Source organism: Stutzerimonas stutzeri RCH2 (genome assembly GCF_000327065.1).
GTDB classification, from domain to species: domain Bacteria; phylum Pseudomonadota; class Gammaproteobacteria; order Pseudomonadales; family Pseudomonadaceae; genus Stutzerimonas; species Stutzerimonas stutzeri_AE.
Window position 1 is genome coordinate 2,724,506 of record NC_019936.1, and the last position, 25,971, is coordinate 2,750,476.

Sequence of the window (25,971 nt, forward strand, 5' to 3'; positions counted from 1 at the left end):
CCAAACAAGAAACGGCACTACCGAGGAGGCATAAGGTCAGCGCCTGAGGTTATAGACTGATCGGCTTGCGCCCTGCCAGTGCATGGGCCAGCGTGCCACCGTCGACCAGGTCCAGCTCACCGCCCAGGGGCACGCCGTGGGCGATTCGGCTGATGGTCAGGCCCTTTGGAATCAGCATCTGGGCGATGTAGTGCGCCGTGGCTTCGCCTTCGACCGTTGGGTTGGTGGCGAGGATCACCTCCGTGAACGCCCCCTCGCCAACGCGCAAAAGCAGTTCGGGAATACCGATGGCTTCCGGGCCCAGGCCATCGAGCGGTGACAGGTGTCCCTTGAGCACGAAATAACGCCCCCGAAAACCGGTCTGCTCGACGGCAAACACGTCCACCGGGCTCTGCACGACACACAACAGCGAGTCGTCACGCCGTGGATCGGCGCACTGCGGACACAGGTCGTCCTCGGTCAGCGTACGGCATTGTCGGCAGTAGCCAACGCCTTCCATCGCCTTTGCCAACGCCTGCGCCAGGCGCAGGCCGCCGCTGCGATCACGCTCCAGCAGCTGCAGGGCCATGCGCTGCGCAGTTTTCTGGCCTACGCCGGGAAGAATGCGCAAGGCGTCGATGAGTTGGCGAATCAGAGGACTGAAGCTCATGGCTATCTCGAAGCGGGTGCTGAAAAACGCAAGAAGCTGCCACGCCTGACATCGAATGCTCCGATATCGGCGTTAGGCAGCTTCCGAGGTGGTCGTATGAACTAGAACGGCATCTTGAAGCCTGGCGGCAGCTGCATGCCGGCGGTCATGCCCGCCATTTTGTCCTGACTGTTCTGCTCGATCTTGCGTACGGCGTCATTCACGGCAGCGGCGATCAGATCCTCCAGGATCTCCTTGTCTTCCTGCATCAGGCTGTCATCGAGACTGACACGCTTGACGTCATGGCGGCCATTCATCACGACACTGACCAGACCAGCGCCCGACTGGCCGGTGACCTCGGCGTTCGCCAGCTCTTCCTGCATCTTCTGCATTTTTTCCTGCATCTGCTGCGCCTGCTTCATCAGGCCGGCCATGCCACCTTTCATCATGGGTATCACCTCAATTCGATCAGGGTTCTGAGTGTTCTACGGGTTCAATGGTGCCTTCGCGGATCACCGCCGCAAACTGCTGCATAAGTTGCTGGACCAGAGGGTCCGAGTGAATCGATTGTTCCGCAGCGCGCTGTCGCTCGGCACGCCGGCGGTTGGCAGCCTGGGCGGGCGTTTCCTGCTCCGGCTTCTGCAGCACGATGTCCAATTGCAGCGTGCGTCCATGGTACTGATTCAACGCATCGTTCAACCGCCGCTGCTGGGTGGGGTTGAACAGCGCACTCTGCGCCGGATCGAGGTGCATCAGCCAGCGATCACCTTCAACCGCAATCAACGTGCAGTTGGCGGCAATGCTACCGGTGAGACCGGATAATCCAAGTTTGAGATAAAGCTCAAGCCACTCGGCAGCGAGACCAGTGGCCGGTTCTACCGCCGGCAGCGGCTCAGCAGGCTCCGGCTCGTCGCTGACACTGCTCAACTCGTCCAGATAGGCCTCGGCCTGATTCTCGACCTCGAAGTAGTCCTCGTCGGTCAACGGCGGCTCGTCATCGTCCGGTTCTTCGACCTGCACGACGGAGGCGACATGCTCATCCGGGCTATCAGGCGCAGGCTCGGGCAGCACGGCGCCTGCTTCGACCGCAACCGGCGGCACATCCGGAGGCTCGTTCCAGGGTACGTCGATCACGGCCGGCGCCTGCTCTTCCACCGAAAGCGGCGCTTTCACTTCAGCCGCAACCGCGGGTTCGGAGGCGGCTGGTGCAGATGGTTCGGCAATACTGACCGGCGCGATCGGTGCTGGTGCCGGAGCCACAACAGCGGAAGCGGTCGGGGCCGAGGCCGGCGACACGCCGAGCGGAACCATGTCGGCCACCGCTGCAGGCTTGGAATCAGCTGTGGCCGGGCTGACTCCCAAGGTCTTTAGCGGTGTTCGCGGCGCATCATCGTTGCCTGCGGGGCGGAACGCCAGCATCCGCAGCAGCACCATTTCGAAGCCGCTGCGCGGGTCCGGCGCCAGTGGCAGATCGCGCCGCCCGATCAACCCCATCTGGTAATAGAACTGCACGTCTTCGGCCGGCAGCGCCTGGGCCAACGCCAGCACGCGATCACGATCGCCCTGGCCGTTGTCCACCGCCTCCGGCAGCGCCTGAGCGATGGCGACGCGGTGCAGGACATTGAGAATTTCAGCCAGTACGCCAGCCCAGTCAGGACCCTGCTCGGCAAGATGACGCACCGCTTCGAGCAACGCCCTGGCATCGCCTTCGAGCAATGCCTGCAACACGCCGTAGACTTGGCCGTGATCGAGGGTACCGAGCATCGCCCGCACATCGGCAGCCAGCACCTTGCCTTCCCCGAAGGCGATCGCCTGGTCGGTCAGGCTCATTGCATCGCGCATCGAACCATCTGCAGCGCGGCCCAGCAGCCAGAGTGCGTCGTCTTCGAAAGGAACGTTCTCGACACTCAGCACGTGGGTGAGATGCTCGACCACGCGCTCCGGTGGCATGTTCTTCAGCGAGAACTGCAGGCAGCGGGAAAGGATGGTGACCGGCAGCTTCTGTGGGTCGGTGGTCGCCAGCAGGAACTTGACGTGGGGCGGCGGCTCCTCAAGCGTCTTGAGCAGTGCGTTGAATGAATGCGACGAGAGCATGTGCACTTCGTCGATCAGGTAGACCTTGTAACGCCCACGGCTCGGCGCGTATTGCACGTTGTCCAGCAGCTCGCGGGTGTCTTCGACCTTGGTCCGGCTCGCGGCGTCGACCTCGATCAGATCGACGAAGCGGCCTTCATCGATTTCCCGGCATACCGAGCACTGACCGCAAGGCGTCGAGCTGACACCGGTCTCGCAGTTCAGACACTTGGCGATGATCCGCGCGATGGTGGTCTTGCCAACGCCGCGCGTGCCGGTAAACAGGTAGGCATGATGCAGGCGTTGGTTATCCAGCGCATTGATCAGGGCCTTGAGCACATGCGTCTGGCCGACCATTTCGCGGAACGAGCGCGGACGCCATTTACGTGCAAGAACCTGATAACTCATAACACCATCGCGGGGGACAAGGCAGAGGACGGGTAATGCTAGCGGAGCAGGATGGAAATTGCATCCGAGCCGCGTTCTATCTGCCGGTTAGTCCAGCAATCGGGCACCGAGCGCCGCAACCACCGCCTCAAGCGCCGGGTTTCTACCGACGATACGCACCGCCAGCCCATCGATCTCGCGTCGCGACGGATACTGCTTGCGCAGCAGATCGAACGTTGCGCGGCGCTGCGCTTCATCGCCCATCAGGCTGCGGCGAAAATCTGCATCATCGCGGCGCGGGTCATAGACCGCCCGGCATAGCGTCGCCAGCATATCGACCGGCTCCGCGGAAGACGCAAAGGTCAGTTCGGTCAGTGCCGCACCGGGCACCAAATGCGCCAGCTCGACCACAGGCTCCAGCCCCCGCGCCATGCACAGCGCCGTATAGATCTGCGCTGTACCGCGCAGCTTGCCATCCAGGCTGTATCCGGCGATGTGTGGCGTGGCGATCCGGCATAACCCGGCAAGCGCCACATCCACCTGCGGCTCACCTTCCCAGACATCCAGCACTGCTTCGATGTCCGGGCGCTGCTGCAGCACGTCGCACAGTGCGGCATTGTCCATCACTGCGCCGCGGCTGGCGTTGATCAGCCAGGCTCCCGGGCGCAGCCTGGACAACCTCTGCTGATCGAGAAGGTGAAAGGTCGGCCAGGCGCCATCCATGCTCAGCGGGGTATGCAGACTGATCACATCGCATTCGGCAAGCACTTCGTCCAGCGACACGAAGCCGCCCGTCTCACGGGCTTCTCGCGGCGGATCACAGACGCGCACATCCCAGCCGAGCCCCCGAAGCACCTCCACTAGTCGCCCGCCGACTTCACCGGCACCGACGACACCAAAGCGGCGTTGCCCCAACGCCTCACCACGCACCTCTGCCAACGTGAGCAGGCTGCCGAGCACATAATCGACCACACCGCGCGCGTTGCACCCCGGCGCACTGGCCCAGTCGATGCCTGCCCGTTCGAAGTAATCGAGATCCAGATGATCCGTACCGATGGTGCAGGTGCCAACGAAGCGCACCGCGGTGCCTTCCAGCAAATCTCGATCGACTCGTGTCACCGAGCGCACCAGCAGCACATCGACATTTTCCAGTGCCGCGCGATTGACGCTGCGGCCGGGCATACGCCGGATCTCACCCAGCCCGGCAAAGAACTCATCGACCAGGGGAATGTTTTCATCGGCGAGGATATGCATGACACGGCTCCGGTGAGGGGAAGCACATTCTAGACGGCTTGCCACTGCTTTGCCGCCTTCCTGAGTGAACGTGCGCGGCGTAGACTAGCGCGCTTCTTGTATACAACCGGAACGTTTCCTGATGCCCACTGAGCTCAGACTCAGACGGGTCCGCCTTGAATTGCGCACCCTCTTCGCTCTCGCCCTGCCCATGATGATCGCCCAGCTGGCCAGTACCGCGATGGGCTTTGTCGACACCGTGATGGCCGGGCGCGTCAGCCCGCACGATCTGGCTGCGGTCGCCCTGGGCAATTCGATCTGGGTGCCGGTGTATCTGCTGCTGAGCGGTATCACCCTGGCGACGACGCCGAACGTGGCGCAGCGTTACGGCGCCGGAGCCCATGGCGAAATCGGCCCGCTTGTCCGCCAGGCGCTGTGGATGGGCGCAGGAATCGGCCTGACCAGCGCGCTGCTGATGTGGAACGCGGAGCCGGTGCTGCACCTGATGCGTGTCGAGCCGGCGTTGATCGAGCCGACCATGGCCTATCTGCGCGCCGTCGCCTGCGGCTTCCCGGCCGTGGCGCTTTACCAGGTTCTGCGCTGCTTCAGCGACGGGCTGGGACATCCGCGACCGAGCATGGTAATTGGCATCCTCGGCCTGCTGCTGAACATCCCGCTGAACTACGTGTTCATCTATGGCAAGTTCGGCATACCGGCGATGGGCGGCGTTGGCTGTGGTGTGTCAACCGCGCTGGTGATGCTGTTCATGCTGATAGCGATGAGCGTCTGGGTAAAACGAGCACCGGCTTATCAGCGCAGCCAGCTGTTCTCCCACTTCGAATGGCCGCGCTGGCCGATGCTTCGGCATCTGCTGTCAGTCGGCGTACCGATTGGCATCGCGGTGTTCGCCGAAGCCAGCATCTTTTCCGTGATCGCGCTGCTGATCGGCGCACTCGGCGCAACGGTCGTTGCCGGCCACCAGATCGCGCTGAACTTTACCTCCCTGATATTCATGATTCCGCTGTCACTGGGCATGGCCGTGACCGTACGCATCGGCCAGGAACTGGGCCGCAGTGCACCGAGAGACGCCCGTTTCGTCGCCGGCGTGGGGATCGCCGCGGCACTGGTCTACGCCTGTTTCTCAGCAAGCGTGATGTTGTTGTTCAGCGAGCAGATCGCCCGGATCTATACACCGGACCCGGCGGTCATCGCAGTTGCGGCAAGCCTGTTCTTCTATGCTGCGCTCTTTCAGTTCTCCGATGTCGTGCAGGTCACAGCGGCTGGCGCGCTGCGCGGCTATCAGGACACGCGCATGACCATGATCTACACGCTCTTCGCCTATTGGGGCATCGGGCTGCCGGTGGGCTATCTGCTCGGCCTGACCGATCACCTCGGCACTGCCACAGGACCAGCGGGCTTATGGCAGGGGTTGATCGCCGGACTGAGCTGCGCGGCGCTGCTGCTCAGCGTGCGCCTGGCTCGCAGCGCACGTCGCGAGATTCGTCGCCAAACTGCGCTTCGCAGGACGACAGTCTAGGTGACGGGTAAATACTGCGGCCTAGAGACTGCGTTCGATCCTGCCGTCAGAGCGGGCAAGGTAGCCAGAACCGCACTCCCAAAGCAGTGCTACCCGCTCTTCCGCGCTGAGCGCGTCGAGCCCGCCGCGCAATGCATAGGCGGTAAAGCCGAGCTGGGTCAGCAGAAATACGGCGTTGGCACTGCCCTTACCGCTTTCGCAATAGCACAGATAGGGACGCTGCGGGTTCAACAGGCGGGTTTTCAACCGTAGCAAGTGCAGCGGCATGTGCAACGCTTGCATGGCATGACCCTGCTCGTAGTCGTCAAGCAACCGAACGTCCAGCCACTGAGCACCACAGCCGAGCAGATCGGCCACGTCATCCAGATCGACTTCGCTTACCACCGGTGCTTTGAGCAATTCGAGAAAGTCCGCACGCGCAAGCCGCAGCACGGACCCATCCTCGATCATGGCTATGCTGGCGTTACGGGGGCGTTCCTCGAGTAGTGCCTCCTCGCCAAAACAGGCTCCGGCCTCGAGTTCCGCCAGCAGTTGCTCTCCGCTACCGACAGCCTTGAGCACCTGCGCGCGACCACTCTTGAGGAAATAGCAGCAATCACCCACCTCACCCTCATGGATCAGGGTTCGGCCAGCCGGTGCATCGATCTCCACAAGACGGCCCAGCATGCTGCGTATGTTGGCTGGTGGCACCTGAGCGAACAGCGGATTTTCCAGCAGTCGCTCGAGCCATTCGCCGTCTTCGCCATCCATCGACAGCTGCAGCAAGACATCCTGAAGGGCCTGACGCCAGGACAGCAGCCGCTCCAGCTCTGCGCCGTCCACAGTCAGCAACTGGCAGTCCTCCAGAGCGCGAACTTCAACCAGCTGAGCCAAGGCGATACTGTGCAGGGCAGCTGGCGAGCCGGCCACGACACGTGTCTGCTGCCCGTCGCGGTCGATCAACAGAAGACTGCCGGACATCAGATAGTGACGAGCCGAGGATGCACTTTCAGGCCGCAGAGCCTGGCCAGCCCCGAGCGCTAGCGGCGCGATCCGTACGCGGAGCTCCCACAGCTGGCGCGGCGAAAGGCCATCGAGCGGGACAAGATTGCGCAGCTGGTCGGGGTGCAGCGGCTTGTTCATCCAAGAAAATCCAATCGTCTATCCGTCAATCAGCTTCTGCAGCTGGCTCTCCGCAGCACGGCGCCCTTGCAGACCACCGGTGTGGACGAAGACCAACCGCGCACCGGCAGGAACATAACCGCGCTCGATATAAAGGCGCAATGCCATCATGGTCTTAGCAGTGTATATCGGATCGAGCGGCACGCCACCGTCACGTTCAGTCGCCAGGATGAACCGGGCCAGCTCCTGGTCGAACCTTCCGAACCCACCACGACTGGCGTCCAGCAACTCATAACCGCCATCGGCTACGCCGGCCTGCTCAAGCAGTCTCGCCACATCCGCACTCACCGAATGCGAAGGCGGGCCGGCCAGCGCGCCGAACACTCGATGTCGGCCGGCCTCGCCAATGACCAGGCCAGCCAGTGTGGTTCCGGTACCAGCTGCCAGCCAGATAGCGTCGTAGTCGTCCCAACCGACCGACCCAAGCGCCGCCTGCAAAGCAGGAACCAGCGCGGCGCAGCCCAGAGCGCCGAGCAAGCCGCCGCCACCTTCCGGTATCGGGTAGAAATCCGGGTAGCGCGCTTGCCACGGTTCCCAGAACGTCGGCAGGTGGCGCTCCCGGTAACCGCCGTAGCCAAGCCAGTGCAGTTCCATCCCCCAGGCACGTAGATCGGCCACCGTCGGCGTTTGCTGTTCGTGTCCGCGCAGCAGGCCGACGGTAGCCAGACCGAAGCGACGCCCAGCTGCTGCCACTGCATGCAGATGATTGGAATGCGCACCGCCGAGGCTGATCAGCCCCTCAGCGCCAGCACGACGGGCCGCGTCCAGATGCTTTATCAGCTTGAACCACTTGTTGCCGGATAGCTCGGCATCCACCAGATCCAGGCGTAGTACCGCGACTTCAACCCCGCTGCGCTGCAACCAGTCAAGCGATAGTGGTTGCAGGATCAGCGGAGCATCAAAGGGATGGGATGAAGACAAACGCTCAACTACCGGTGCGCTGCCGGTCTTCCTTACGGTGCCGAGTGCAGCAGTTGGATTCGCCGATCACGAAACGGCTCGGCGTATCGACCTTGTCCAGCGGCATTGCGCAACGCTCACCGCTGGAAAGGGTCGCAACGCAGGCTGGCTTTTGATAATGCTCCAACCACTGCCGATATTGCTCCTCGGAGACGAAGCACTTGGCTGCAGCGTAGGCCAAGGGGTTGGCGCGGTAGCGGGCGAGATCCTGCAAGGCGATGGTCAGATGCCCTGCTCCCGGATGGTACGCCATGAATACGACCCCCTGACGAGACAGCTCCTCCAGCACCCGGTCGCCGCTACCACCCAACTTCTCACACTCGCTCTTCAGCCGCTGGATTTCCTCTTCCAGCTGAGCATCCAGCTCGTTGCGATAGGCCAGTTCGACGTCGCGGATCGCTACCTGCTCCTTGTACTCGGCCACTGCCGCAGCAATACGCGCCTGAGCTTCGTGCTCGAACTGTTCGCGGGCCGCGCCAATCTCGACCCGACCACTGACCTCAAGGGTGCGCAACTGCTTGCTCATTTCCTCGCGGGCTTTCTGGAAGCTCTCACCTTGCGCGGTCAGCTGCGCATGCAGGCTGGCATTGATCTCCGTCTGCTGTTGCAACTGATGCTGCAGCGTGCGGATCTCATCCTGCAGCGCCTTGCGTTCTTTTTCCGCAGCAGCCTCGAGCTTGAGCGCGTCTTCCTCGCGCAACCGCTCCAGGTTGGCAATGCGCTGACGCTGCTGCTTGATCAGCAGCGCGGCCTTCTGCCGCTGCTCGCGTTCATGGCTTTCGGAGCGTTTGGCAGCGGCGTCCTTGCTCGCTTCGGCATACCAGGCGTCTTCGGCGACCATCTGCAGACGTTCGGCGGGTACTGCTTGAGGCGTTTCATCTTCAACCAGCAGACCAAGCTGATTGCGCTTGATGGTTTCGCGCAGCACAACCAGATCGTTGCGCTCGGGGCTGACCTTCGGGTCCCACATGTGCATCTGGTGCCAGGACACCGGACACTGGCTGCGGCAGGCCAGACGAATCGGGCCGGCGCCCATGTCCGGGCCGCGGCCGGTGCGCTCGGCCAACTGGCGCAACGGAATGTTCCAGCCTGCATCGGCGGATCCGTCATCATTGAAGTCGAGACAGAAAAAAACCGCGGCGCGCACTTGCAGCCGCGGGTTGATCATCACGTATACGGCATGCATCTGGCGATCGGCGAACTCGGGCAGTGCGACGACTCCGTCGAGCACCGCCTCGAATTCGGGATACAGCATTTCCTTGCAGATGGCACCTTCATTGAAGAACAGTACGGCTTCGACCATCTGCGGTTTGTTCTGCATGCTCGACTTCCTTTATTGCCCGCAGCAGCGAGCCAGCATTGTCCGGAGCGATCCGGCCATCCAATGCCGTCGCTCCGTTAGTGCCGCAAGTTTAGGGGAAATGTTCAAGCAGGCAATGTGACTGGGTTGGCAGCGAATCCCGGCATTGGGCGTTGCGCGACGCAGCGCCCTGCGGATTTTGCGATGAGCTTTGCTAAATCAGCCTGCGCTGTGGGCAGCAAGACGGCGCTTCATCTCGTCGCCCAGCGCCTGCAAGGCGCTCATGGGACGAATCATGACCTCGAACTCGACGATCTTCCCCGCCTCGTCGAACCGAATCAGATCGATGCCCTTGAGCTCGCGATCGCCCACCCGCGCGCTGAATTCGAGCACCACGTCTGTGCCTTCTGCGCTCGCCAGTTCACGGTGATAGCGGAAATCCTCGAAGACCTGCAGCACGGTATTGAGGATCAGATTGACCGCCGCCGCTCCTTCGTACGGTTTGTAGGCCATCGGCGAGCGAAACACCGCCTGCGGATGCAACAGCTCGGGCAGCCGGCTGAGATCACGCTCGGCGATCATCCGATGCCAGGCTTGCAGGCTACTCGCGGCGCCCGGTTGCAGCACTATTGCACTCTCCATACCTAATCCTCTTGCCAGTGTGGCCGATGGGTTTCGAATCAGAGCGCTGCAGCCAGGCGGCAGCCTTGATTGATCGCGCGCTTGGCGTCCAGCTCGGCCGCCACGTCCGCACCGCCAATCAGATGCACGCGTGCGCCCGCTGCTTCCAGGCCCTCCTGAAGTTCGCGCAGCGGCTCCTGGCCGGCGCAGAGGATCACCGTATCGACCGGCAGCACCTGCGGCTCACCCTCGCCCACGCGGATATGCAGACCGGCATCGTCGATCTGCAGGTACTCGACCGAATTGAGCATCTGCACGTGCTTGTTCTTCAGACCGGTACGGTGAATCCAGCCAGTGGTCTTGCCCAGGCCATTACCCACCTTGGACTTCTTGCGCTGCAGCAGATAAACCTGACGCTTCGGCGCATGCGGAGCCGGCTGAATACCGGCGATACCACCGCGCACCGCCAGTCCGAGATCGATACCCCACTCTTTCCAGAACGCCTCACGGTCCAGGCTGGTGGATTCACCATCATGGGTGATGTATTCCGACACATCGAAGCCGATACCGCCGGCACCGATCACCGCCACCTGCTGGCCGACCGGCTTGCGCTCCAGAATCGCATCCAGATAACCGATCACTTTCGGATGATCGATGCCAGGGATCGCCGGGATTCGCGGTGCGATGCCGGTAGCCAGAATGATGTCGTCAAAACCGCCCGCCAGCAGCGTTTCCACCGTCGCGCGGGTATTCAGCTGCACCTCGACGCCGGTTTCCTGCAGGCGATTCTGGAAGTAACGCAGCGTCTCGTAGAACTCTTCCTTGCCCGGGACGCGCTTGGCGACATTGAACTGGCCGCCGATCTCGCCGGCCGAATCGATCAGCGTTACCTGGTGGCCGCGTTCGGCTGCGATCGTCGCCGCAGCGAGGCCCGCCGGACCGGCGCCGACGACGGCAATCTTCTTCACCGTGGTGGTGGGAATGTAGTTGAGTTCGGTCTCGTGGCAGGCACGCGGATTGACCAGGCAGGTCGTCAGCTTGCCGCTGAAGGTGTGATCCAGACAGGCCTGATTGCAACCGATGCAGGTATTGATGCGCTCGCTATGACCGGCAGCCGCCTTGTTGACGAAGTCCGGGTCGGCGAGGAACGGGCGGGCCATCGACACCATGTCGGCATCGCCCTCGGCCAGCACCTGCTCGGCCACTTCCGGTGTATTGATGCGGTTGGTGGTGATCAGCGGAATGCTTACTTCACCGCGCAGCTTGGCGGTGACCTTGGTAAAGGCAGCGCGTGGCACCTTGGTGGCGATAGTCGGAATCCGCGCCTCATGCCAGCCGATGCCGGTATTGATCAGTGTGGCACCAGCCTGCTCGATGGCTTTGGCCAGCTGCACCACCTCTTCCCAGATGCTGCCGCCTTCGATGAGGTCGAGCATCGAAAGCCGGTAGATGATGATGAAATCCGGTCCTACCGCTTCGCGTACACGGCGCACGATCTCTACCGGCAAACGCATGCGATTCTCGTAGCTGCCACCCCAACGATCAGTGCGATGGTTGGTGTGCGCCACCAGGAACTGATTGATGAAGTAGCCTTCCGATCCCATGATCTCAACGCCGTCATAACCCGCCTGCCGGGCGAGGCTTGCACAGTTGACGAAGTCACGGATCTGCTTCTCGATGCCCTCCTCGTCCAGCTCGCGTGGCGTGAAGGGGTTGATCGGCGCCTGGATGGCACTCGGCGCCACCAGCTGAGGGCTATAGGCGTAGCGCCCGGCGTGCAGAATCTGCATGCAGATCTTGCCGCCGGCCTCATGAACCGCCTGGGTGACGATATTGTGTTCCTCGGCCTCCTCGGGCGTCGAGAGCTTGGCGGCTCCGGCACGTACCGAACCTTCCTCGTTGGGCCCGACTCCGCCGGTGACGATCAGGCCGACACCACCGCGGGCACGCTCGGCGAAGAACGCAGCCATCCGCTCGAAGCCGTTGGGCATCTCCTCCAAACCGGTGTGCATGGAGCCCATCAAGGTGCGGTTGCGCAGTGTGGTAAAGCCGAGATCGAGCGGGGCCAGCAGTTTCGGGAAAGCGGTCATCGGTGCGTCCTCATCATTACGAGTGCCGAGCCTCATGGGGCTGCGGTCGGTATGCAGCGACGATAAACAGCGCAGCTGCTGCGCTCAATGATCCAAAGTGACAACTTTTTGATCCTGCTGCGCAAAACGCTTGGCAATATGGCTCGCTTTACCTAGGCTGTCGGCGTCCATCACAGCCCTTCTTGCCATGCGTACCTATCTGAATATCGCACTGCTGGCAGTTCTTGCCGGCGTCTCTCTCGCGGTCTACCTCGACTGGACGCACGACCGCCGCAGCGGCCCGCTGCTGTCCGATCTGCGCACCCTGCCTATCGAGAGCCGCGGACGGGCGGCTACGGAGGGCAACCTGCTGGGCATCGAAACGCGCCTGCAACCCGCCGACTTCCAGAGTCGCGAGAGGCTTCAGCTGAAGTTTCGGACCTACCTCCAACAGGCAGCCGACGCCGGGATGCTCAGCGAGCGCACCGTCGTGGTGCTGCCGGAACATGTCGGTACGGGCTTGTTCGCATTCGGCGAGAAGCCGGAAGTCCAGCAGGCTCGCACCCTGCGCGACGCCATGCAGTGGATGGCACTCAGCAATCCAGGCAGCTATCTGCGCGCACTCACCGGCAACCAGGGCGACGATCGCCGCACCGGCGCCGTGCTACGCCTGAAAGCCCGGCAAATGGCCGAGGAGTACCAGACAATCTTTGGCGGCCTGGCCAGCGAATTCGGCGTGACGCTTGTAGCCGGTTCGATCGTGCTGCCGGAGCCCTACCTGGAGAACGACCGACTCAAGGTCGGGGACGGCCCGCTGCGCCAGGTCAGCCTGACCTTCGATGGCCGTGGCAAGCCGCTGGGTACGCTGCAATACAAGCACGCGCTGAGCCGCTATGAACGGCGCTACAGCGTCGCCCCGATCCCCGAACCACGCCGCCTGATCGAAACGCCGGCTGGGTCGCTGGCGGTGCTGCTGGGTTGTGATGCCTACCTCGAGCGAACGCCCGCCGAAGCGAAGCTGCTCGCGATACCCGGCGCTCTGGCGGATCCGCAGTCCAGCTGCGGCAGCACGCTTCCCGACACCCAGGGCGAGCGAACGCTGATGCCGGTACAAACTCTCGCACTACCCTGGAACCTGCTTGGCTCTCCACGTCGCCCGGCCCCGCCCGGGCATGGCATTCCGGTGCAGATACACAACCACTGGCTCGGCAACAATCCATGAATACCCAGCGCGTTCGGCTGGGTGATCTGTCGGTTGGTTTTCTGCACAGCCTCAGCGAGGCGCTGCAGCTCCATGGACATGATCCGAAGCCGCTTCTCGAAGCCTACGGACTGGATGCCGAGCGCCTGGCCGAACCCCACGCACGGCTGTCGATTCCTCGTTACATGCGCCTGGGACATGCAGCCATTCAACTTGCTGGCGACCCAGCCCTAGGACTGGAGATGGGCCGCTTGCGCAAGCCCGGCCACCTGGGCCTGGCCGGGCTGACCGCAGCTCAGGCACCTACCGTGCGTGAAGCGGCCCGCGCGCTGATTCGCTACGAGGCACTATATGCGTCCAACTACCGTGGTAGCTCGAGCTTTCACGAAGATGCGGCAGGCGCCTGGTTACGCTTCTACTCCATCAGCCCATACAACGCCTACAACCGCTTCGTGGTGGACACCGTACTGGCCAGCTGGGTCGCGCAGCTCGCCCGGTTGAGCGGTCAGGCGATAGTGCCAACGGCGATTCACATTGACTTTGCGGCGCCGGATTACGCACAACGCTACGAGGCGCTGTTCGGCCGGCCGGTATGTTTCGAAGCACAAGCGAACCAGTTGCAGCTGGATCAGCGCACCCTGGCCCAGCGCAACCCGGATCATTGCCCCGGCACCTGGCGGCATCTGCTCGAGTTGTGCGAAGCCGAGCTGGAACGACGCACCCGCACGCGCAGCCTGCGCGAACGCGTCGCGCAGATACTCGGCCCGATGCTCAAGGGGCAGGAGCCAGATCTGCAGCAGATAGCCGCTCGGCTACAGATGCCGGCCTGGACGTTGCGTCGCAAGCTGGCAGAAGAAGACAGCAGCTACCGGGTGATCCTCAACGACACCCGCCGCGACCTGGCGATGGCTTATATCCGCGATACCGAATCGGCGTTCGGCGAAATCGCCTGGTTGCTCGGCTTCTCGTCGGCAGAGGCCTTTCAACGCGCGTTCAAGCGCTGGAGCGGGCAGACACCGGGAGATTACCGGCGCACCCAGCGGCGCGGAGCCTGACCCGCCCCGCCGATCATCGGTTAGAGCTCGACCGCATCCTCGGCGCAATCCGGATGGTCCTGCTCAGCGGCGTGCCACTCGAGAAGTTCGTCCTGATAATCATCCATAGCAAGATTCCTCGTCGTCTGTTTGCTCAAGGCGCTGTGCCTGTCGTCCATCAAGGTTCGTGCCAGGAAGGCTATACGCCGCAAATGAAGGAATCGTGACGTGATTCACGGTCGCCGGCAGCTTCAAAACGGCGCCATACCCGAAACCACGCCCTATACCAGGGCACGCCTCAGGGAGACGACAGCCCGGCAGCGTTCATCGCCAGGCGTAACAGCCAGGCCACGACACCCAGCGCCAGCACACTGCCGCTCCAGATCAGCACCAGCCAGCTCATACGCTGCCAGAGCGGCTTTGGCTCGCCGCCGGAGGCCGGTCTTTTCGCCTGCTGCCCCATCAGTGATACCCATCCTCCGCACTGACCTTGCCGCGGAACACGTAATAGCTCCACGCCGTGTACATCAGGATCAACGGCAGAATGAGCAGCGCCCCGACCAGGGTGAAGCCCTGGCTCTGTGGCGGTGCCGCAGCCTCCCAGATGCTCACCGACGGCGGAATGATGTTCGGCCACAGGCTGATGCCCAGCCCGCTGTAGCCGAGGAAGATCAGCGCCAGCGTGAGCAGGAAAGGCATGTAGTTGGCGTAGCGCTGAATCGAGCGCAGCAGGCCGAAGGCGCAGAGCAACACCAACACCGGAACCGGCATGAAATAGAGCAGATTGGGCATGCTGAACCAGCGCTCGGCGATGTCCGGATGGGTCAACGGCGTCCACAAACTGACGATGCCGGTGACCACCAGCACCGCCCAGACCAGCGGAATGCCGATATCGTGCATGCGTCGCTGCAGATCGCCGGCGGTGCGCATCATCAACCATGTGCAACCCAGCAGTGCATAGGCAACGATCAGCGCCAGCCCGCAGAACAGCGAGAATGGCGTCAGCCAGTCCAGTGCTCCGCCGGCGTAGGCCCGATCCTCGACCGGCAACCCGCTGATGAATGCGCCAAGCACGACGCCCTGGAAGAAGGTCGCGACCAGCGAGCCGCCAATGAAGGCCTTATCCCAGACGTGCTGGCGCTCGCGAACCACCTTGAAGCGGAACTCGAAGGCCACGCCGCGGAAGATCAGCCCCATCAGCATGAAGATGATCGGCAGATACAGCGCCGACAGCACCACCGAGTACGCCAGCGGGAAGGCCGCGAACAACCCTGCCCCGCCAAGTACCAGCCAGGTCTCGTTACCGTCCCAGACCGGCGCTACGGTATTCATCATCACGTCGCGATCGGAACTGTCCTGCACGAACGGGAAGAGGATGCCAACGCCCAGATCGAAGCCGTCCATCACCACGTACATCATGATGCCGAAGATGATGATCACGGCCCAGATAAGAGAAAGATCGATACCCATGGCTCAGTTCCTCTCGCCCAGTTGATCGCCTTGTTCATGAGAGATGGCCTCGTCCGCAGCGGAAATGGGCCGCATCGGCGTCCGCGCCTCCCCAGGACCTCCGGCGCCTTTTTCGCGACCTTCGCTGACCACCGGGCCTTTCTTCACCAGCCGCAGGACATACACCATCCCCACCCCGAACACGGCGAAGTAGACGACCACGAACATCGCCAGGGTGAGTCCCAGCTGGCCGGCACCATGATTGGATACCGCATCGGCGGTGCGCATCAGGCCGTAGATCACCCAGGGCTGCCGGCCGATCTCGGTGGTGTACCAACCGGCCAGAATGGCAATCAGCCCTGACGGCCCCATCAACAGCACCAGGCGCAGGAACGGCCGTGAGCTGTACAGGCGATCCCCCCGCCGCAGCAGCAGGCTCCAGATCCCCGTGACGATCATCAGCAGGCCGAGCGCGACCATGATGCGGAAGGTCCAGAACACGATGGTGGAGTTCGGCCGATCCTCAGGCGGAAAATCCTTCAGCGCCGGAATCGGCTCGGTCAGGCTGTGCTTGAGAATGATGCTGGCAAGATAGGGGATCTCGATCTTGTAGCGCGTTTCCTCCGCCTCCATGTCTGGCCAGCCAAACAGCAGCAGCGGGGTCGGCCCGCCTTCGGAATTGTCCCAGTGTCCTTCCATCGCGGCGATTTTCGCCGGCTGGTATTCGAGGGTGTTCAACCCGTGAAAGTCGCCGATCACCGCCTGCACCGGCGCAACCAGCAGCGCCATCCACATCGCCATCGAGAGCATCTTGCGGATGGCCGGGGTGTCCTTGCCGCGCAACAGGTGCCAGGCGGCGGAAGCGCCGACGAAGAACGCCGTGGCGAGGAACGCCGCGACGGCCATGTGCGCAAGGCGGTAAGGGAACGACGGATTGAAGATGATCGCGAACCAGTCCACCGGCACCACGATGCCGTCGATGATCTCGTGGCCTTGCGGGGTGTGCATCCAGCTATTGGACGCCAGGATCCAGAAGGTCGATATCAGCGTGCCGATGGCCACCATCAGCGTCGAAAAGAAGTGCAACCGCTCACCCACGCGGTTCCAGCCGAACAGCATCACGCCGAGAAAGCCCGCCTCCAGGAAGAACGCAGTCAGCACTTCATAGGTGAGCAGCGGCCCGGTGACGCTTCCGGCAAATTCGGAATAGGCGCTCCAGTTGGTACCGAACTGGTACGCCATGACGATTCCGGACACCACGCCCATGCCGAAGTTGACCGCAAAGATCTTCAGCCAGAAGTGGTACAGATCGCGGTAGACCTCCTGCCGGGTCTTCAGCCATAGCGCTTCGAGCACCGCTAGAAAGCTGGCAAGGCCGATAGTGATGGCCGGAAAGATGATGTGAAAGGTGATGGTGAAAGCGAACTGGATTCGCGCAAGCTCAAGTGCTTCCAATCCGAACATGGGCAGCTCCTCGTCAAATGACCGCCCGCCTCGTCTGTGACGGCGAATACGGGGTCCAGCACAAATGACAGCAGATCGCGCCAAGGGTGCAGCGCAACCGCCGCGCCAAGTCGTCGCGCCTGGATCGACGGTCGGGCCGACCGCACACCCCGGGTCTATGCTGGTCACAGCCGAGTCAACCGAGGAGTCCTGCCGGTGCAGATCCGTTCCTTCATTCCGCCGTACATCCTCGACCGCATCATCGACCACGGCTCGCCTTACCAGCGCGGGTGTGCGCGACAAACCCTCGACCACGTTCACAGCCTGCTGCCCAACCCCGGCCCGCCTCGCCCCACGGCAATCGCCGAGCTTGGCGAACTACGCACACCCGGGCATCCACAGCGGCGAATTCACGATGCCGAACAGCGCATGCAGTTACCTGGCATACCGCGGCGTCGCGAAGGCCTGCCGGCCAGCGGGGATGCGGCCGTAGACGAGGCTTATGACGCGCTGGGCGCTACCTACACATTCTTCTGGCAGGTGTTTCAGCGCGACTCGATCGATGACCTGGGCATGCCACTGATCGGCACAGTCCACTACGGGCAGGGCTACGAGAACGCCTTCTGGAACGGTGAGCAGATGGTCTTCGGGGACGGCGACGGCGAGCTGTTCCAGCGTTTCACCCGATCGCTGGATGTGGTTGCGCATGAGCTGGCCCATGGGGTGATCGAAAGCGAAGCGGGGCTGGTCTACTTCAATCAGCCCGGCGCGCTGAACGAATCCATTTCGGACGTGTTCGGCGTACTGACCAAACAGCATGCACTCGGCCAGACTGCCGCCGAGGCGGACTGGCTGGTCGGTGCCGAGCTGCTCACCGACAAGGTCAGCGGCGTGGCCCTGCGCTCCATGGCCAATCCGGGTACAGCCTATGACGACCCGCTGCTCGGGCGCGATCCGCAGCCAGCACACATGCGCGACTTCATCGAGACCCGCGAAGACAACGGCGGCGTGCACCTTAACTCGGGCATTCCCAACCGCGCGTTCTATCTCGTCGCCACTGCGCTGGGCGGCTATGCCTGGGAACAGGCCGGGCGGATCTGGTACGCCACCCTCTGTGACCCGCAATTGCCCAACGATGCGGACTTCGTGACGTTCTCCAGCGCGACCCTGGCCCACGCTGCGAAACTGTTCGGCCGGCAGTCGTCGCAGGTGCAGGCCTTGCACGAAGCATGGACGTCGGTGGGCGTAGTGCCACGCTAAGGAGGCAACATGAAAATGCCTGCACTCGGTCCGGATGCCTCCTTGCGCGTATCACGCCAGGGCGGTTTCGCCGCCGCGCCTGGCCTGGCGCGACCGCGCCAGATCGAATTCGCCGACTGCAACGCGGCCCAGCGCCAGGGTCTCTGCTCGGTACTCGAACAGTGCCTGCCTGTTGCCAGCAAGCATGTCGGCCATGGCGACCAACGTTTTTTCAAGGTCGAGGTGCATTACCGCCGCGAGAACGATGACGCCGAGATGATCCTGCAGATCGCCGAGGAGCGGGCCCCTCAAGAGTTGTTGCAGCTCTGGAAGGACGGCGCGATTCCTGGCGGATCGCCCTAGATCAGAACCGCACAATCCCACCTGCAGCGAGCAAAGCGGTGAACTGTGCCGCCGGAAGTGGCCGCGAGAGCAGGTAGCCCTGGAACTCGTCGCAACCATTTCGGCACAGGAAGTCGAACTGCGCGGCGTTCTCTACCCCCTCGGCGACCACCGTCTTGTGCAGGCTCTTGCCCAGTGAAATGGCGGCGCGGGCGATCATCGCCACCTCCTCCTCCTGTTCCAGCCCGGTGACCAGCGAGCGATCGATCTTGATGATGTCCAGCGGGAAACGTCGCAGATAACTGAGCGCCGAGTAACCGGTACCGAAATCGTCCATCGCCAGCCGAAAGCCCCGCGCCTTGAACTCGGCAAGAATCGCCACGGCGCGCGTACCGTCACCGAGAAATACCGTTTCGGTGATTTCCAATTCGACCTGGTTCGGCGGCAGACCGACGTCATCCAGTACTGTACAGACCCGGTCAACCACATCATCACCAAGAAACAGCAGCGGTGACAGATTGACCGCCACCATCAGCGGGATGGCCCGCCCCGCGTTCCACTGCCGAGCGTCGCTGAAGGCGCGGCGCAGCACGGCCAGCGTCAGCGGCATGATCAGGCCGCTTTCCTCTGCCACGGGAATGAAACGATCCGGCCCGATGACGCCCAACTGCGCATCGGTCCAGCGTGCCAGTGCCTCGACCCCGACTATGCGTCGCGAGGCATCGACCTTCGGCTGGTAATGCACCGAAAACTCATCACGCTCCAACGCCGCGCGCATCGCCGCTTCAAGGTTCAGTCGCTCGTCAGCGATCCGGTTGAGGTCATGGGTGAAGAACTGGAAATTGTTGCGTCCGCGTTTTTTTGCCGCGTACATGGCGATGTCGGCATGCTTGAGCAAGGTTTGCGCGTCCTCGCCATCCCCCGGAAACATCGCTACACCGATGCTCGCACCCACCTGAAACTCCCGACCGGCCAGCGTGACAGGTCGCCGGATCTCGTTCAGCACCCGCTCCAACAGCGAAATGACTGTGCTGATGCGGTAGTGATCGCTGAGCACCAGCACGAACTCGTCACCACCCACCCGCGCAACGGTGTCGGAGCCGCGCAGGCTGCCGGCCAAGCGGGCGGCGATGCTCTTGAGCAGCTCGTCGCCGGCGACATGACCGAGGCCGTCGTTGATGAATTTGAAGTTGTCCAGATCGATGAACACCAAGGTCAGGTAGTAGCCCAGGCGCGCCGCGCGCGCGAGCCCCTGTTCGATACGGTCGTTGAGCAGGATGCGATTGGGCAGTCCGGTCAACAGATCATGGTTGGCCTGGCGCTCGAGCTGTTGCTGATAGTGCTTGCGCTCGGAAATGTCCTGCACCGTGCCTTCGTAGCAGATGAACTCGCCGTTGGCGCCGCGCACCACGTGGGCGTTTTCGGATATCCAGATACGCGTGCCGTCTCGGCGATACACCTCGGACTCGAAATTGAGCACCTCGCCCTGGTGTTCCATCAGCCGACAGAACGCCTCGCGACGTCCACCTTCCACATACAGGCGGCGCTCGATGTCGGCGAGATCAGCCACCAGTTCGGTGGCGCTGTCGTAACCGTAAATGCGCGCCAGGGCAGGATTGGCCGCCAGGTATCGACCGTCACGGGTCGACTGGAAAATCCCCTCGGAGGCGTTCTCGAAAATGCTGCGATAACGCAGTTCGGCCTGCTCCAGGGCATCGAGGATCGCCCGTTGCGCGGTGATATCCTCGATGAAGCCCTCCACGACGATCTCGCCCTGCTCGTCCGCCACCGCGACGCCGCGCTCAATTACCCATTTGTGCGCCCCGGACGCGGTACGGATTCGATAATGCACGCAGAAACGCCCCACCGCGGCGACGGCTTGCTCGATACAGCGCCGCACGCGCAGTCGATCGTCTGCATGCGTGATCCGCTCCCACGTAATGCGCGTTTCATCAACCAGCTCCGCAGCGCTGTATCCACACAAGCCCAGCGCGCCCTGACTGACGAAGATCATCGTCCACGATGCATCGTTGCGGCAGCGGTAGGCCATGCCTTCCAGGTTGTTGATCAAGGTGTCGAGCACACGAGAGCGGTCCAGCACTTCGCAGGAGAGCAGAGTGCTCGGACCGTTGGCAGAAGAATCAAGAGTCATGGGGGGCATGCTTGCAGTGGTTGCGGCCCGTCCGGCGCTGACGAAGCTCAGCTCCGGGCGCAGAACGAATGAGCCGAAAAGGCAGAAAGCCACTACTGAGCAAGAAGCGCTCCAGCCGCAGCGCCAGTGCAACTGCGCGTTTGCGGCTGCCATTGGCTCCGCTGATGCCCCACAACGGCGCACCCGCCTGTCGCGGCGCGGACCCATGCGCCAACCTGGTGCTCATGCGTCCCCTAGCCAAGCGGAGCCCGGCAGGTCAGTGCATTCCACGCTTCGCCGCAGGTGCAACAGTTGTTCGCCTTGCTGCTGCCGGCACGTCGCACTCAAGCGCAGCGCGCAAAAGCAGTGCGCTTGCGCAGGCGGCCGTGGCAGCGAGCAGCACGACCACACCGGCAGCGCTCCAGCCAAACGCCGTTGTCACGCTGCCGACCGCGACCGGACCGAAGAGCTGGCCGAGATTGCTGCCCTGCATGAGCAGGCCGACGGCGATCGGTACCAGCGTGGCTTCACGTACGGCCAGCGGCGCAGAGGCCAGCAAAGTCGCCGGGATCAGCCCGCCTACGGCGGAGAACAGCAGGCATAACAGGAAAGTCGTCGGCGCCTCGAACAGGCCGAGGAAAATACCGAGCCCACACGCCCCCATGACCGCGCTGGCGAAAATCAGCAGGGAGCTACGCCCGACGCCCCGCCCCAGCAGGTATCCCGCCGCCAGGTTGCCGCCGGCATTGACCACACTGGCCAGCGCGCTCAACAGGCCCGCGCTGCGGTAGCTGATGTCCATACGTTCCATCAGCAGAACCGGCAGAAAGCTGAACAGCGCAAAGAACATCAGGCTGTACAACGCGAATACGATCGCCAGCAACGCGGTCGCGCGGGAACGCAACACTTGCCGAACATCAGCGATCACCCTGCTCGACAGCCCACGCGAAGCGTCCCGAGGTATGCAGTACACGACCATCGTAGCGGCAAGCACGGCGAGCGCCGCGCTCGCCCACCAGAGCCATTGCCAGCCTGGAAAAAGCGGCCCAACAACCATGACAAGCGCCATCCCGCACGGCATGAAGCAGCTCCAGAGCGCGAACGCCTTGTCGCGTGCCACGCCGGTCAGCAGGCGCTCAAGTATCGCCGGCCCGCCGACGATGATCAGCAGGAATCCCAGCCCCTCCAGCAGCCTGGAAACCAGCAGGAGGGCGAAGGACGGTGCGAGCCCACCCGCGGCCCCGGCGAATGCTGTTATGCCCAGACCCATCAGCAGGGTTCGCTGGCCGCCTAGCGCGGCCGCCACCGCGCCTGCTGGCGCACCGCCCAGCAGGCCGAGCACGGCAAATATCCCGGTCAACCAGCCGACTTGGCCCAGGCTCACCCCCAGATCCGTCTGCAGCATCGGCGCGGCGATGGCAGCCTTGCCCAGATGCAGGGACGCCACCACGCCGCAAGCCAGGATGACCCAGGCGACAAGCCGCCTCGGCGGCGCAAGGAGCACGGCATTCACCGCGGCGTCCCGAACGAATGCGTCGCCAGAGCAGCAGCGATGCGGGCGACATGCGCGCCTTGGTAACGCGCGCCCTCCAGCTCGTTCTCGCTCGGCTGCCGATCACCGCCACTGCCGTCGTCGGAGAGCGTCGAAGCGCCGTAGGGCGATCCGCCGGTCACCGCATCCATGCGCAGCTGGCCTTTGAAGCTATACGGCAGGCCGACCACGACCATGCCAAAGTGCAGCAATACCGTATGTGTCGCCAGAATTGTGCTCTCCTGGCCGCCGTGCTGGCTGCCCGTCGAGGTGAAGACGCTGCCGACCTTGCCGACCAGCCTGTCTTCGGCCCATAGGCCGCCACACTGATCGAGGAAGTTCTTCATCTGCGATGCCATGTTGCCGAAGCGCGTCGGCGTACCGATCACGATGGCGTCGTAGTCAGGCAGCTCCGACACGGAAGCGACGCCTGCTGATTGGCTCATCTTGTAGCCCGCCTTGTGCGCGACCTGCTCGGGGACCAGTTCGGGAACTCGCTTGATGTCGGCAAGCGCACCCACCTCACGGGCACCTTCGGCTACGGCCTGGGCTAGCGCCTCGATATGACCGTAGGACGAGTAATAGAGCACCAGTACTTTCGTCATTGTTGCAATCCTCTGATGACATTGACGCAAGCAAGGCTAATCACTACAAACGCTCACGAAGAGTGATTAAATTTCGATCAACTCGATCTACGGTGCAGATCATGCTCGATGGAATGACGCTGGATCAGATACGTACCTTCGTAACCGTGGCCGACAGCGGTAGCTTCCGCTCCGGCGCCGCGCGACTTATGCGTGTGCAATCGGCGGTCAGCCATGCGATCGCCAATCTCGAATCCGAGCTCGGCCTGCAACTGTTCGATCGCAGTGGCTACCGTCCCGTGCTCACCGCCGAAGGCCAGGCCTTGCTGGCCCACGCGCGCGACATCCTGCTGCGGGCGGACGCCATGCGCGCACGCGCGCGCGCACTGGGCGCCGGCGTCGAACTGGAGCTGTCACTGGTGGTGGATACCCTGTTTCCCATCGAACTGGTCGCACGAGCCGTCAGCGCCGCCAGCGCAGCGTTTCCCTCGACCAGCTTTCGCCTGGAGTCGCAACCGCTGGGCGGCCCGATTGCGGCCTTGGATGACAAGCGCTGCACGCTCGCGATCATCGTCGGCGAGGACTTCCGAAACCCTCGGGTGGCGCTGGAAGCCATCGGCTCGGTACGGCAGATCGCAGTGGTAGCTGCAGCACACCCGCTCGCCAAGCACAGCGACCGCGCACCGCTGGGCTTGGCCGACCTGGCTGGCCATCTGCAGGTGGTCCTGACCGACCCTACCTCGCTCTCCCAAGGCCGCTCGTTCGGCGTGCTATCCCCTTTCACCTGTCGAGTGAACACCCAGGAAGCGAAGGCGACCTTGATCCGCACCGGCCTCGGCTGGGGGAGACTGCCGGCATGGCAAATCGAGGAAGACCTGGAAGCTGGTCGGCTGGTGCGCGTAGCCATTCCCGATCTGGGCAGAAACGGCGAGGTGCAATCCGAGGCCTACCTGGCTCACCGCCTGGACGAACCGCTCGGCCCTGTGGCGCAGGCGTTTCGCCGAGCGCTGCTTGAGCAAACCAGGTGCTAGGCCCGAGACCGAAATACGGAAGCGCACGCAGCCGCTGTTAGCCAAGCCCACCTCCCCGCCCGACGTCGATGCCATACGATCACGGTCGCCCGGGACAAGCACGGCTCACCTCGATCGCGCAAAACTGCGTCGCCTCTCAATGCGCCAGAGCTGCTTCGATCACCGCAATGTCGATCCTGCTCATCTGCATCATTGCATCGAAGGCACGCTTGGCCGCCGCCCGATCAGAACCGGCCAACGCTTGCGTCAGGACGCGCGGAGTAATCTGCCAGGACACGCCCCACTTGTCCTTGCACCAGCCGCAGGCGCTCTCCTGGCCGTCATTGCCAACGATCGCATCCCATAATCGGTCCGTTTCGGCTTGATCGTCGGTTGCCACCTGAAAGGAGAACGACTCGTTGTGCTGAAACGCCGGCCCACCGTTCAGGCCAAGGCAGGGAATGCCCAGGACGGTGAATTCGACAGTGAGGACATCGCCCTGCTTGCCCGCCGGATAGTCGCCAGGTGCAAGAAGGACAGCCCCCACAGCGCTGTCCGGGAAGGTCCTGGCGTAGAACGTCGCAGCGTCTAGCGCGGCATCGTCGTACCAGAGGCAAATGGTGTTCTTGCCGGTCATGGGGGTCTCCTTGAAGACGACGGTTGCATTGCATCAGGGCCGCAGGCGAAACCGACGCAGGGTGCCGCTCACTGCAGCCTTGTTTCCAGCCTGCAAGCGTAGCCCCACTGCGCAGACGAAACCTGTAGACAACCGGCACCGTCATGACCGACCGTCCATTCGCGACAGCTGGTGTGACTGCGTTCTTTCGCCGAGTGGATCGCAACGAAGATGCGATTGTTATCCGCAAAGCGCGTTGCGGCACCGATTGCGGTGTTTTCTGGAAAGTCACAACACGCGTATGCCATCTAGTCTTGGATGCACGACGCAACAATCGAAGCGCGTTGCGGCCCGCCCATATCACCGACCAGGAGGCTTCATGATCGATTCCAGTGTGTCTCACAAGCGCGCCGTTTTTCGTGCACTGCACCAGTCAGGCTGCTTCGTGCTGCCCAATCCCTGGGATGCCGGCAGCGCCGCCGTTCTGGCTGCAATGGGCTTCAAGGCCTTGGCCACGACCAGTTCCGGCTACGCCTGGTCCTGCGCCCGTGCCGATGGACAGATGGCGCGAGACGCAGTGCTGGCCCATATGCGCGGCATGGTTCAAGCGACGGCTCTACCGGTGAATGGCGACTTCGAAAGCGGATTCGCCGAGACACCCGAAGGGGTGGCTGAAAGCGTGCGCATGGCAGTCGAGACCGGCATAGCGGGCATTTCCATCGAAGACTCCACAGGCGACCCGCGCGAGCCGCTGCGGGAGATCTCGCAGGCCACGGAGCGAATGTACGCCGCACGTGAGGCGATCGACGCAACAGGCGGCGAAACACTACTGATTGGTCGGGCCGAGAATTTCTTCGTAGGGCGCCCGGATCTCGACGACACCATTCAGCGTCTTCAGGCGTACGCCGAGGCAGGCGCTGACTGTCTCTATGCACCAGGTATCAGGACCCGCGAACAGATCAGCGCGGTCGTCGCCGCAGTCGCACCCAAACCGGTCAATGTGCTGATCGGCTGGGACAGCGACCTGACTGTTCAGGACCTCGCCGATCTCGGCGTACGCCGCATCAGTGTAGGTGGCGCCCTGGCACGCGCCGCGTGGGCCGGCTTTCTAAGCGCTGCGCGCTCTATCGCCGAACACGGACGCTTCGATGGATTTTCAAACGCCGCCTCAGGCGCAGAGCTCGACGCCCTGTTTGGCAAGCTGGAGAAGCCATAGGCGGATCAGCAACCCGCGAAGCGTGGCCTCGACGGGTGGCCGGGCGACTCGAACCCTGCATGAGCGTTATGCATTGCCTTTGCGTTGCATGAACTCGACGAAGTTATCCGATGCATATCCGGCGCTGCCATTCGCCGCGAACGGTGCGTCGACCTTACGCAGCATCCTCTTGCTCGCATCGGCAGGCGACATTGGAAAGAACGCGC

The 25,971-nt window shown here is 63.0% G+C and carries 23 protein-coding genes; 7 read left to right on the forward strand and 16 right to left on the reverse strand.

The features are described 5' to 3' along the window. Positions 1–49: 49 nt before the first annotated feature. From recR to pdxB, 4 genes are all read right to left on the reverse strand, one after another. The gene (gene recR / locus PSEST_RS12415; RefSeq protein WP_015277324.1) at positions 50–649 is read right to left on the reverse strand and encodes a recombination mediator RecR; all 600 of its coding nucleotides are present in this window, start codon (positions 647–649) and stop codon (positions 50–52) included. Between the two features lie 101 nt (positions 650–750). Then, the gene (locus tag PSEST_RS12420; protein WP_003294866.1) at positions 751–1,077 is read right to left on the reverse strand and encodes a YbaB/EbfC family nucleoid-associated protein; all 327 of its coding nucleotides are present in this window, start codon (positions 1,075–1,077) and stop codon (positions 751–753) included. Between the two features lie 19 nt (positions 1,078–1,096). Then, the gene (gene dnaX / locus PSEST_RS12425; protein WP_015277325.1) at positions 1,097–3,109 is read right to left on the reverse strand and encodes a DNA polymerase III subunit gamma/tau; all 2,013 of its coding nucleotides are present in this window, start codon (positions 3,107–3,109) and stop codon (positions 1,097–1,099) included. Between the two features lie 87 nt (positions 3,110–3,196). Beyond that, entirely contained in the window at positions 3,197–4,342 is a 1,146-nt protein-coding gene (gene pdxB / locus PSEST_RS12430; protein ID WP_015277326.1) for a 4-phosphoerythronate dehydrogenase PdxB, read from the reverse strand. Positions 4,343–4,463: 121 nt separating this feature from the next. On the opposite strand from pdxB, the gene PSEST_RS12435 reads away from it, so the two are divergent. Next, positions 4,464–5,858: an MATE family efflux transporter gene (locus PSEST_RS12435; RefSeq protein WP_015277327.1), complete on the forward strand. Its 1,395-nt coding sequence runs from the start codon at positions 4,464–4,466 to the stop codon at positions 5,856–5,858. Positions 5,859–5,879: 21 nt separating this feature from the next. Here the strand turns inward: PSEST_RS12435 and PSEST_RS12440 are convergent, their stop codons facing one another. From PSEST_RS12440 to PSEST_RS12460, 5 genes are all read right to left on the reverse strand, one after another. Further along, entirely contained in the window at positions 5,880–6,980 is a 1,101-nt protein-coding gene (locus tag PSEST_RS12440) for a cyclic nucleotide-binding domain-containing protein (RefSeq protein WP_015277328.1), read from the reverse strand. Between the two features lie 18 nt (positions 6,981–6,998). Beyond that, positions 6,999–7,940: a 1-aminocyclopropane-1-carboxylate deaminase/D-cysteine desulfhydrase gene (locus PSEST_RS12445; protein ID WP_015277329.1), complete on the reverse strand. Its 942-nt coding sequence runs from the start codon at positions 7,938–7,940 to the stop codon at positions 6,999–7,001. A 4-nt stretch (positions 7,941–7,944) separates the two neighbouring features. After that, positions 7,945–9,300, reverse strand: coding sequence for a hypothetical protein (locus PSEST_RS12450; RefSeq protein ID WP_015277330.1), 1,356 nt, complete (start codon positions 9,298–9,300; stop codon positions 7,945–7,947). A gap of 198 nt (positions 9,301–9,498) precedes the next feature. Beyond that, complete coding sequence (locus PSEST_RS12455; protein ID WP_015277331.1) at positions 9,499–9,921, reverse strand: nuclear transport factor 2 family protein; 423 nt, start codon at positions 9,919–9,921, stop codon at positions 9,499–9,501. Between the two features lie 38 nt (positions 9,922–9,959). Next, positions 9,960–11,990 carry an NADPH-dependent 2,4-dienoyl-CoA reductase gene (locus PSEST_RS12460; RefSeq protein ID WP_015277332.1) on the reverse strand — a complete coding sequence of 677 codons (2,031 nt, stop codon included), beginning with the start codon at positions 11,988–11,990 and terminating at the stop codon, positions 9,960–9,962. 187 nt (positions 11,991–12,177) lie between these two features. On the opposite strand from PSEST_RS12460, the gene PSEST_RS12465 reads away from it, so the two are divergent. Together PSEST_RS12465 and PSEST_RS12470 are read left to right on the forward strand one after the other, a co-directional pair. After that, on the forward strand, positions 12,178–13,191 hold the full coding sequence (locus PSEST_RS12465) for a hypothetical protein (protein WP_015277333.1): 1,014 nt from the start codon (positions 12,178–12,180) through the stop codon (positions 13,189–13,191). Then, positions 13,188–14,225 carry an AraC family transcriptional regulator gene (locus PSEST_RS12470; protein WP_015277334.1) on the forward strand — a complete coding sequence of 346 codons (1,038 nt, stop codon included), beginning with the start codon at positions 13,188–13,190 and terminating at the stop codon, positions 14,223–14,225. The genes PSEST_RS12465 and PSEST_RS12470 overlap by 4 nt, the downstream gene beginning before the upstream one ends. A 277-nt stretch (positions 14,226–14,502) precedes the next feature. Here the strand turns inward: PSEST_RS12470 and PSEST_RS12475 are convergent, their stop codons facing one another. The 3 genes from PSEST_RS12475 to PSEST_RS12485 are packed head-to-tail and all read right to left on the reverse strand — an operon-like array spanning position 14,503 to position 17,117. Further along, positions 14,503–14,667, reverse strand: coding sequence for a DUF2474 domain-containing protein (locus tag PSEST_RS12475; protein ID WP_015277335.1), 165 nt, complete (start codon positions 14,665–14,667; stop codon positions 14,503–14,505). Further along, a complete protein-coding gene (gene cydB / locus PSEST_RS12480) occupies positions 14,667–15,674 on the reverse strand; it encodes a cytochrome d ubiquinol oxidase subunit II (RefSeq protein ID WP_015277336.1) in 1,008 nt (335 codons plus the stop codon). The genes PSEST_RS12475 and cydB overlap by 1 nt, the downstream gene beginning before the upstream one ends. Before the next feature lie 3 nt (positions 15,675–15,677). Then, complete coding sequence (locus PSEST_RS12485; RefSeq protein ID WP_015277337.1) at positions 15,678–17,117, reverse strand: cytochrome ubiquinol oxidase subunit I; 1,440 nt, start codon at positions 17,115–17,117, stop codon at positions 15,678–15,680. Between the two features lie 195 nt (positions 17,118–17,312). Between PSEST_RS12485 and PSEST_RS12490 the strand changes: the two genes are divergently transcribed. Next, on the forward strand, positions 17,313–18,356 hold the full coding sequence (locus tag PSEST_RS12490; protein ID WP_015277338.1) for a M4 family metallopeptidase: 1,044 nt from the start codon (positions 17,313–17,315) through the stop codon (positions 18,354–18,356). A 9-nt stretch (positions 18,357–18,365) separates the two neighbouring features. Further along, positions 18,366–18,698 (forward strand): protealysin inhibitor emfourin, encoded by a 333-nt coding sequence (locus PSEST_RS12495; RefSeq protein ID WP_015277339.1) that lies wholly within the window; start codon positions 18,366–18,368, stop codon positions 18,696–18,698. Position 18,699: 1 nt separating this feature from the next. On the opposite strand, the gene PSEST_RS12500 is transcribed toward PSEST_RS12495, so the two are convergent. The 3 genes from PSEST_RS12500 to wrbA all read right to left on the reverse strand — a co-directional run bounded on the left by PSEST_RS12500 (position 18,700) and on the right by wrbA (position 22,944). Further along, a complete protein-coding gene (locus PSEST_RS12500; RefSeq protein ID WP_041756668.1) occupies positions 18,700–20,829 on the reverse strand; it encodes a putative bifunctional diguanylate cyclase/phosphodiesterase in 2,130 nt (709 codons plus the stop codon). Between the two features lie 256 nt (positions 20,830–21,085). Then, on the reverse strand, positions 21,086–22,321 hold the full coding sequence (locus tag PSEST_RS12505) for an MFS transporter (RefSeq protein WP_015277341.1): 1,236 nt from the start codon (positions 22,319–22,321) through the stop codon (positions 21,086–21,088). Beyond that, a complete protein-coding gene (gene wrbA / locus PSEST_RS12510; protein ID WP_015277342.1) occupies positions 22,318–22,944 on the reverse strand; it encodes an NAD(P)H:quinone oxidoreductase in 627 nt (208 codons plus the stop codon). The genes PSEST_RS12505 and wrbA overlap by 4 nt, the downstream gene beginning before the upstream one ends. 101 nt (positions 22,945–23,045) lie before the next feature. Between wrbA and PSEST_RS12515 the strand changes: the two genes are divergently transcribed. Next, positions 23,046–23,954 carry a LysR family transcriptional regulator gene (locus PSEST_RS12515; RefSeq protein ID WP_015277343.1) on the forward strand — a complete coding sequence of 303 codons (909 nt, stop codon included), beginning with the start codon at positions 23,046–23,048 and terminating at the stop codon, positions 23,952–23,954. A gap of 136 nt (positions 23,955–24,090) precedes the next feature. On the opposite strand, the gene PSEST_RS12520 is transcribed toward PSEST_RS12515, so the two are convergent. Further along, on the reverse strand, positions 24,091–24,570 hold the full coding sequence (locus PSEST_RS12520; RefSeq protein ID WP_015277344.1) for a VOC family protein: 480 nt from the start codon (positions 24,568–24,570) through the stop codon (positions 24,091–24,093). A 358-nt stretch (positions 24,571–24,928) separates the two neighbouring features. Here PSEST_RS12520 and PSEST_RS12525 point away from each other — a divergent pair, with 358 nt between their 5' ends. Next, positions 24,929–25,765 carry an isocitrate lyase/PEP mutase family protein gene (locus tag PSEST_RS12525; RefSeq protein WP_015277345.1) on the forward strand — a complete coding sequence of 279 codons (837 nt, stop codon included), beginning with the start codon at positions 24,929–24,931 and terminating at the stop codon, positions 25,763–25,765. Positions 25,766–25,971 lie beyond the last annotated feature (206 nt).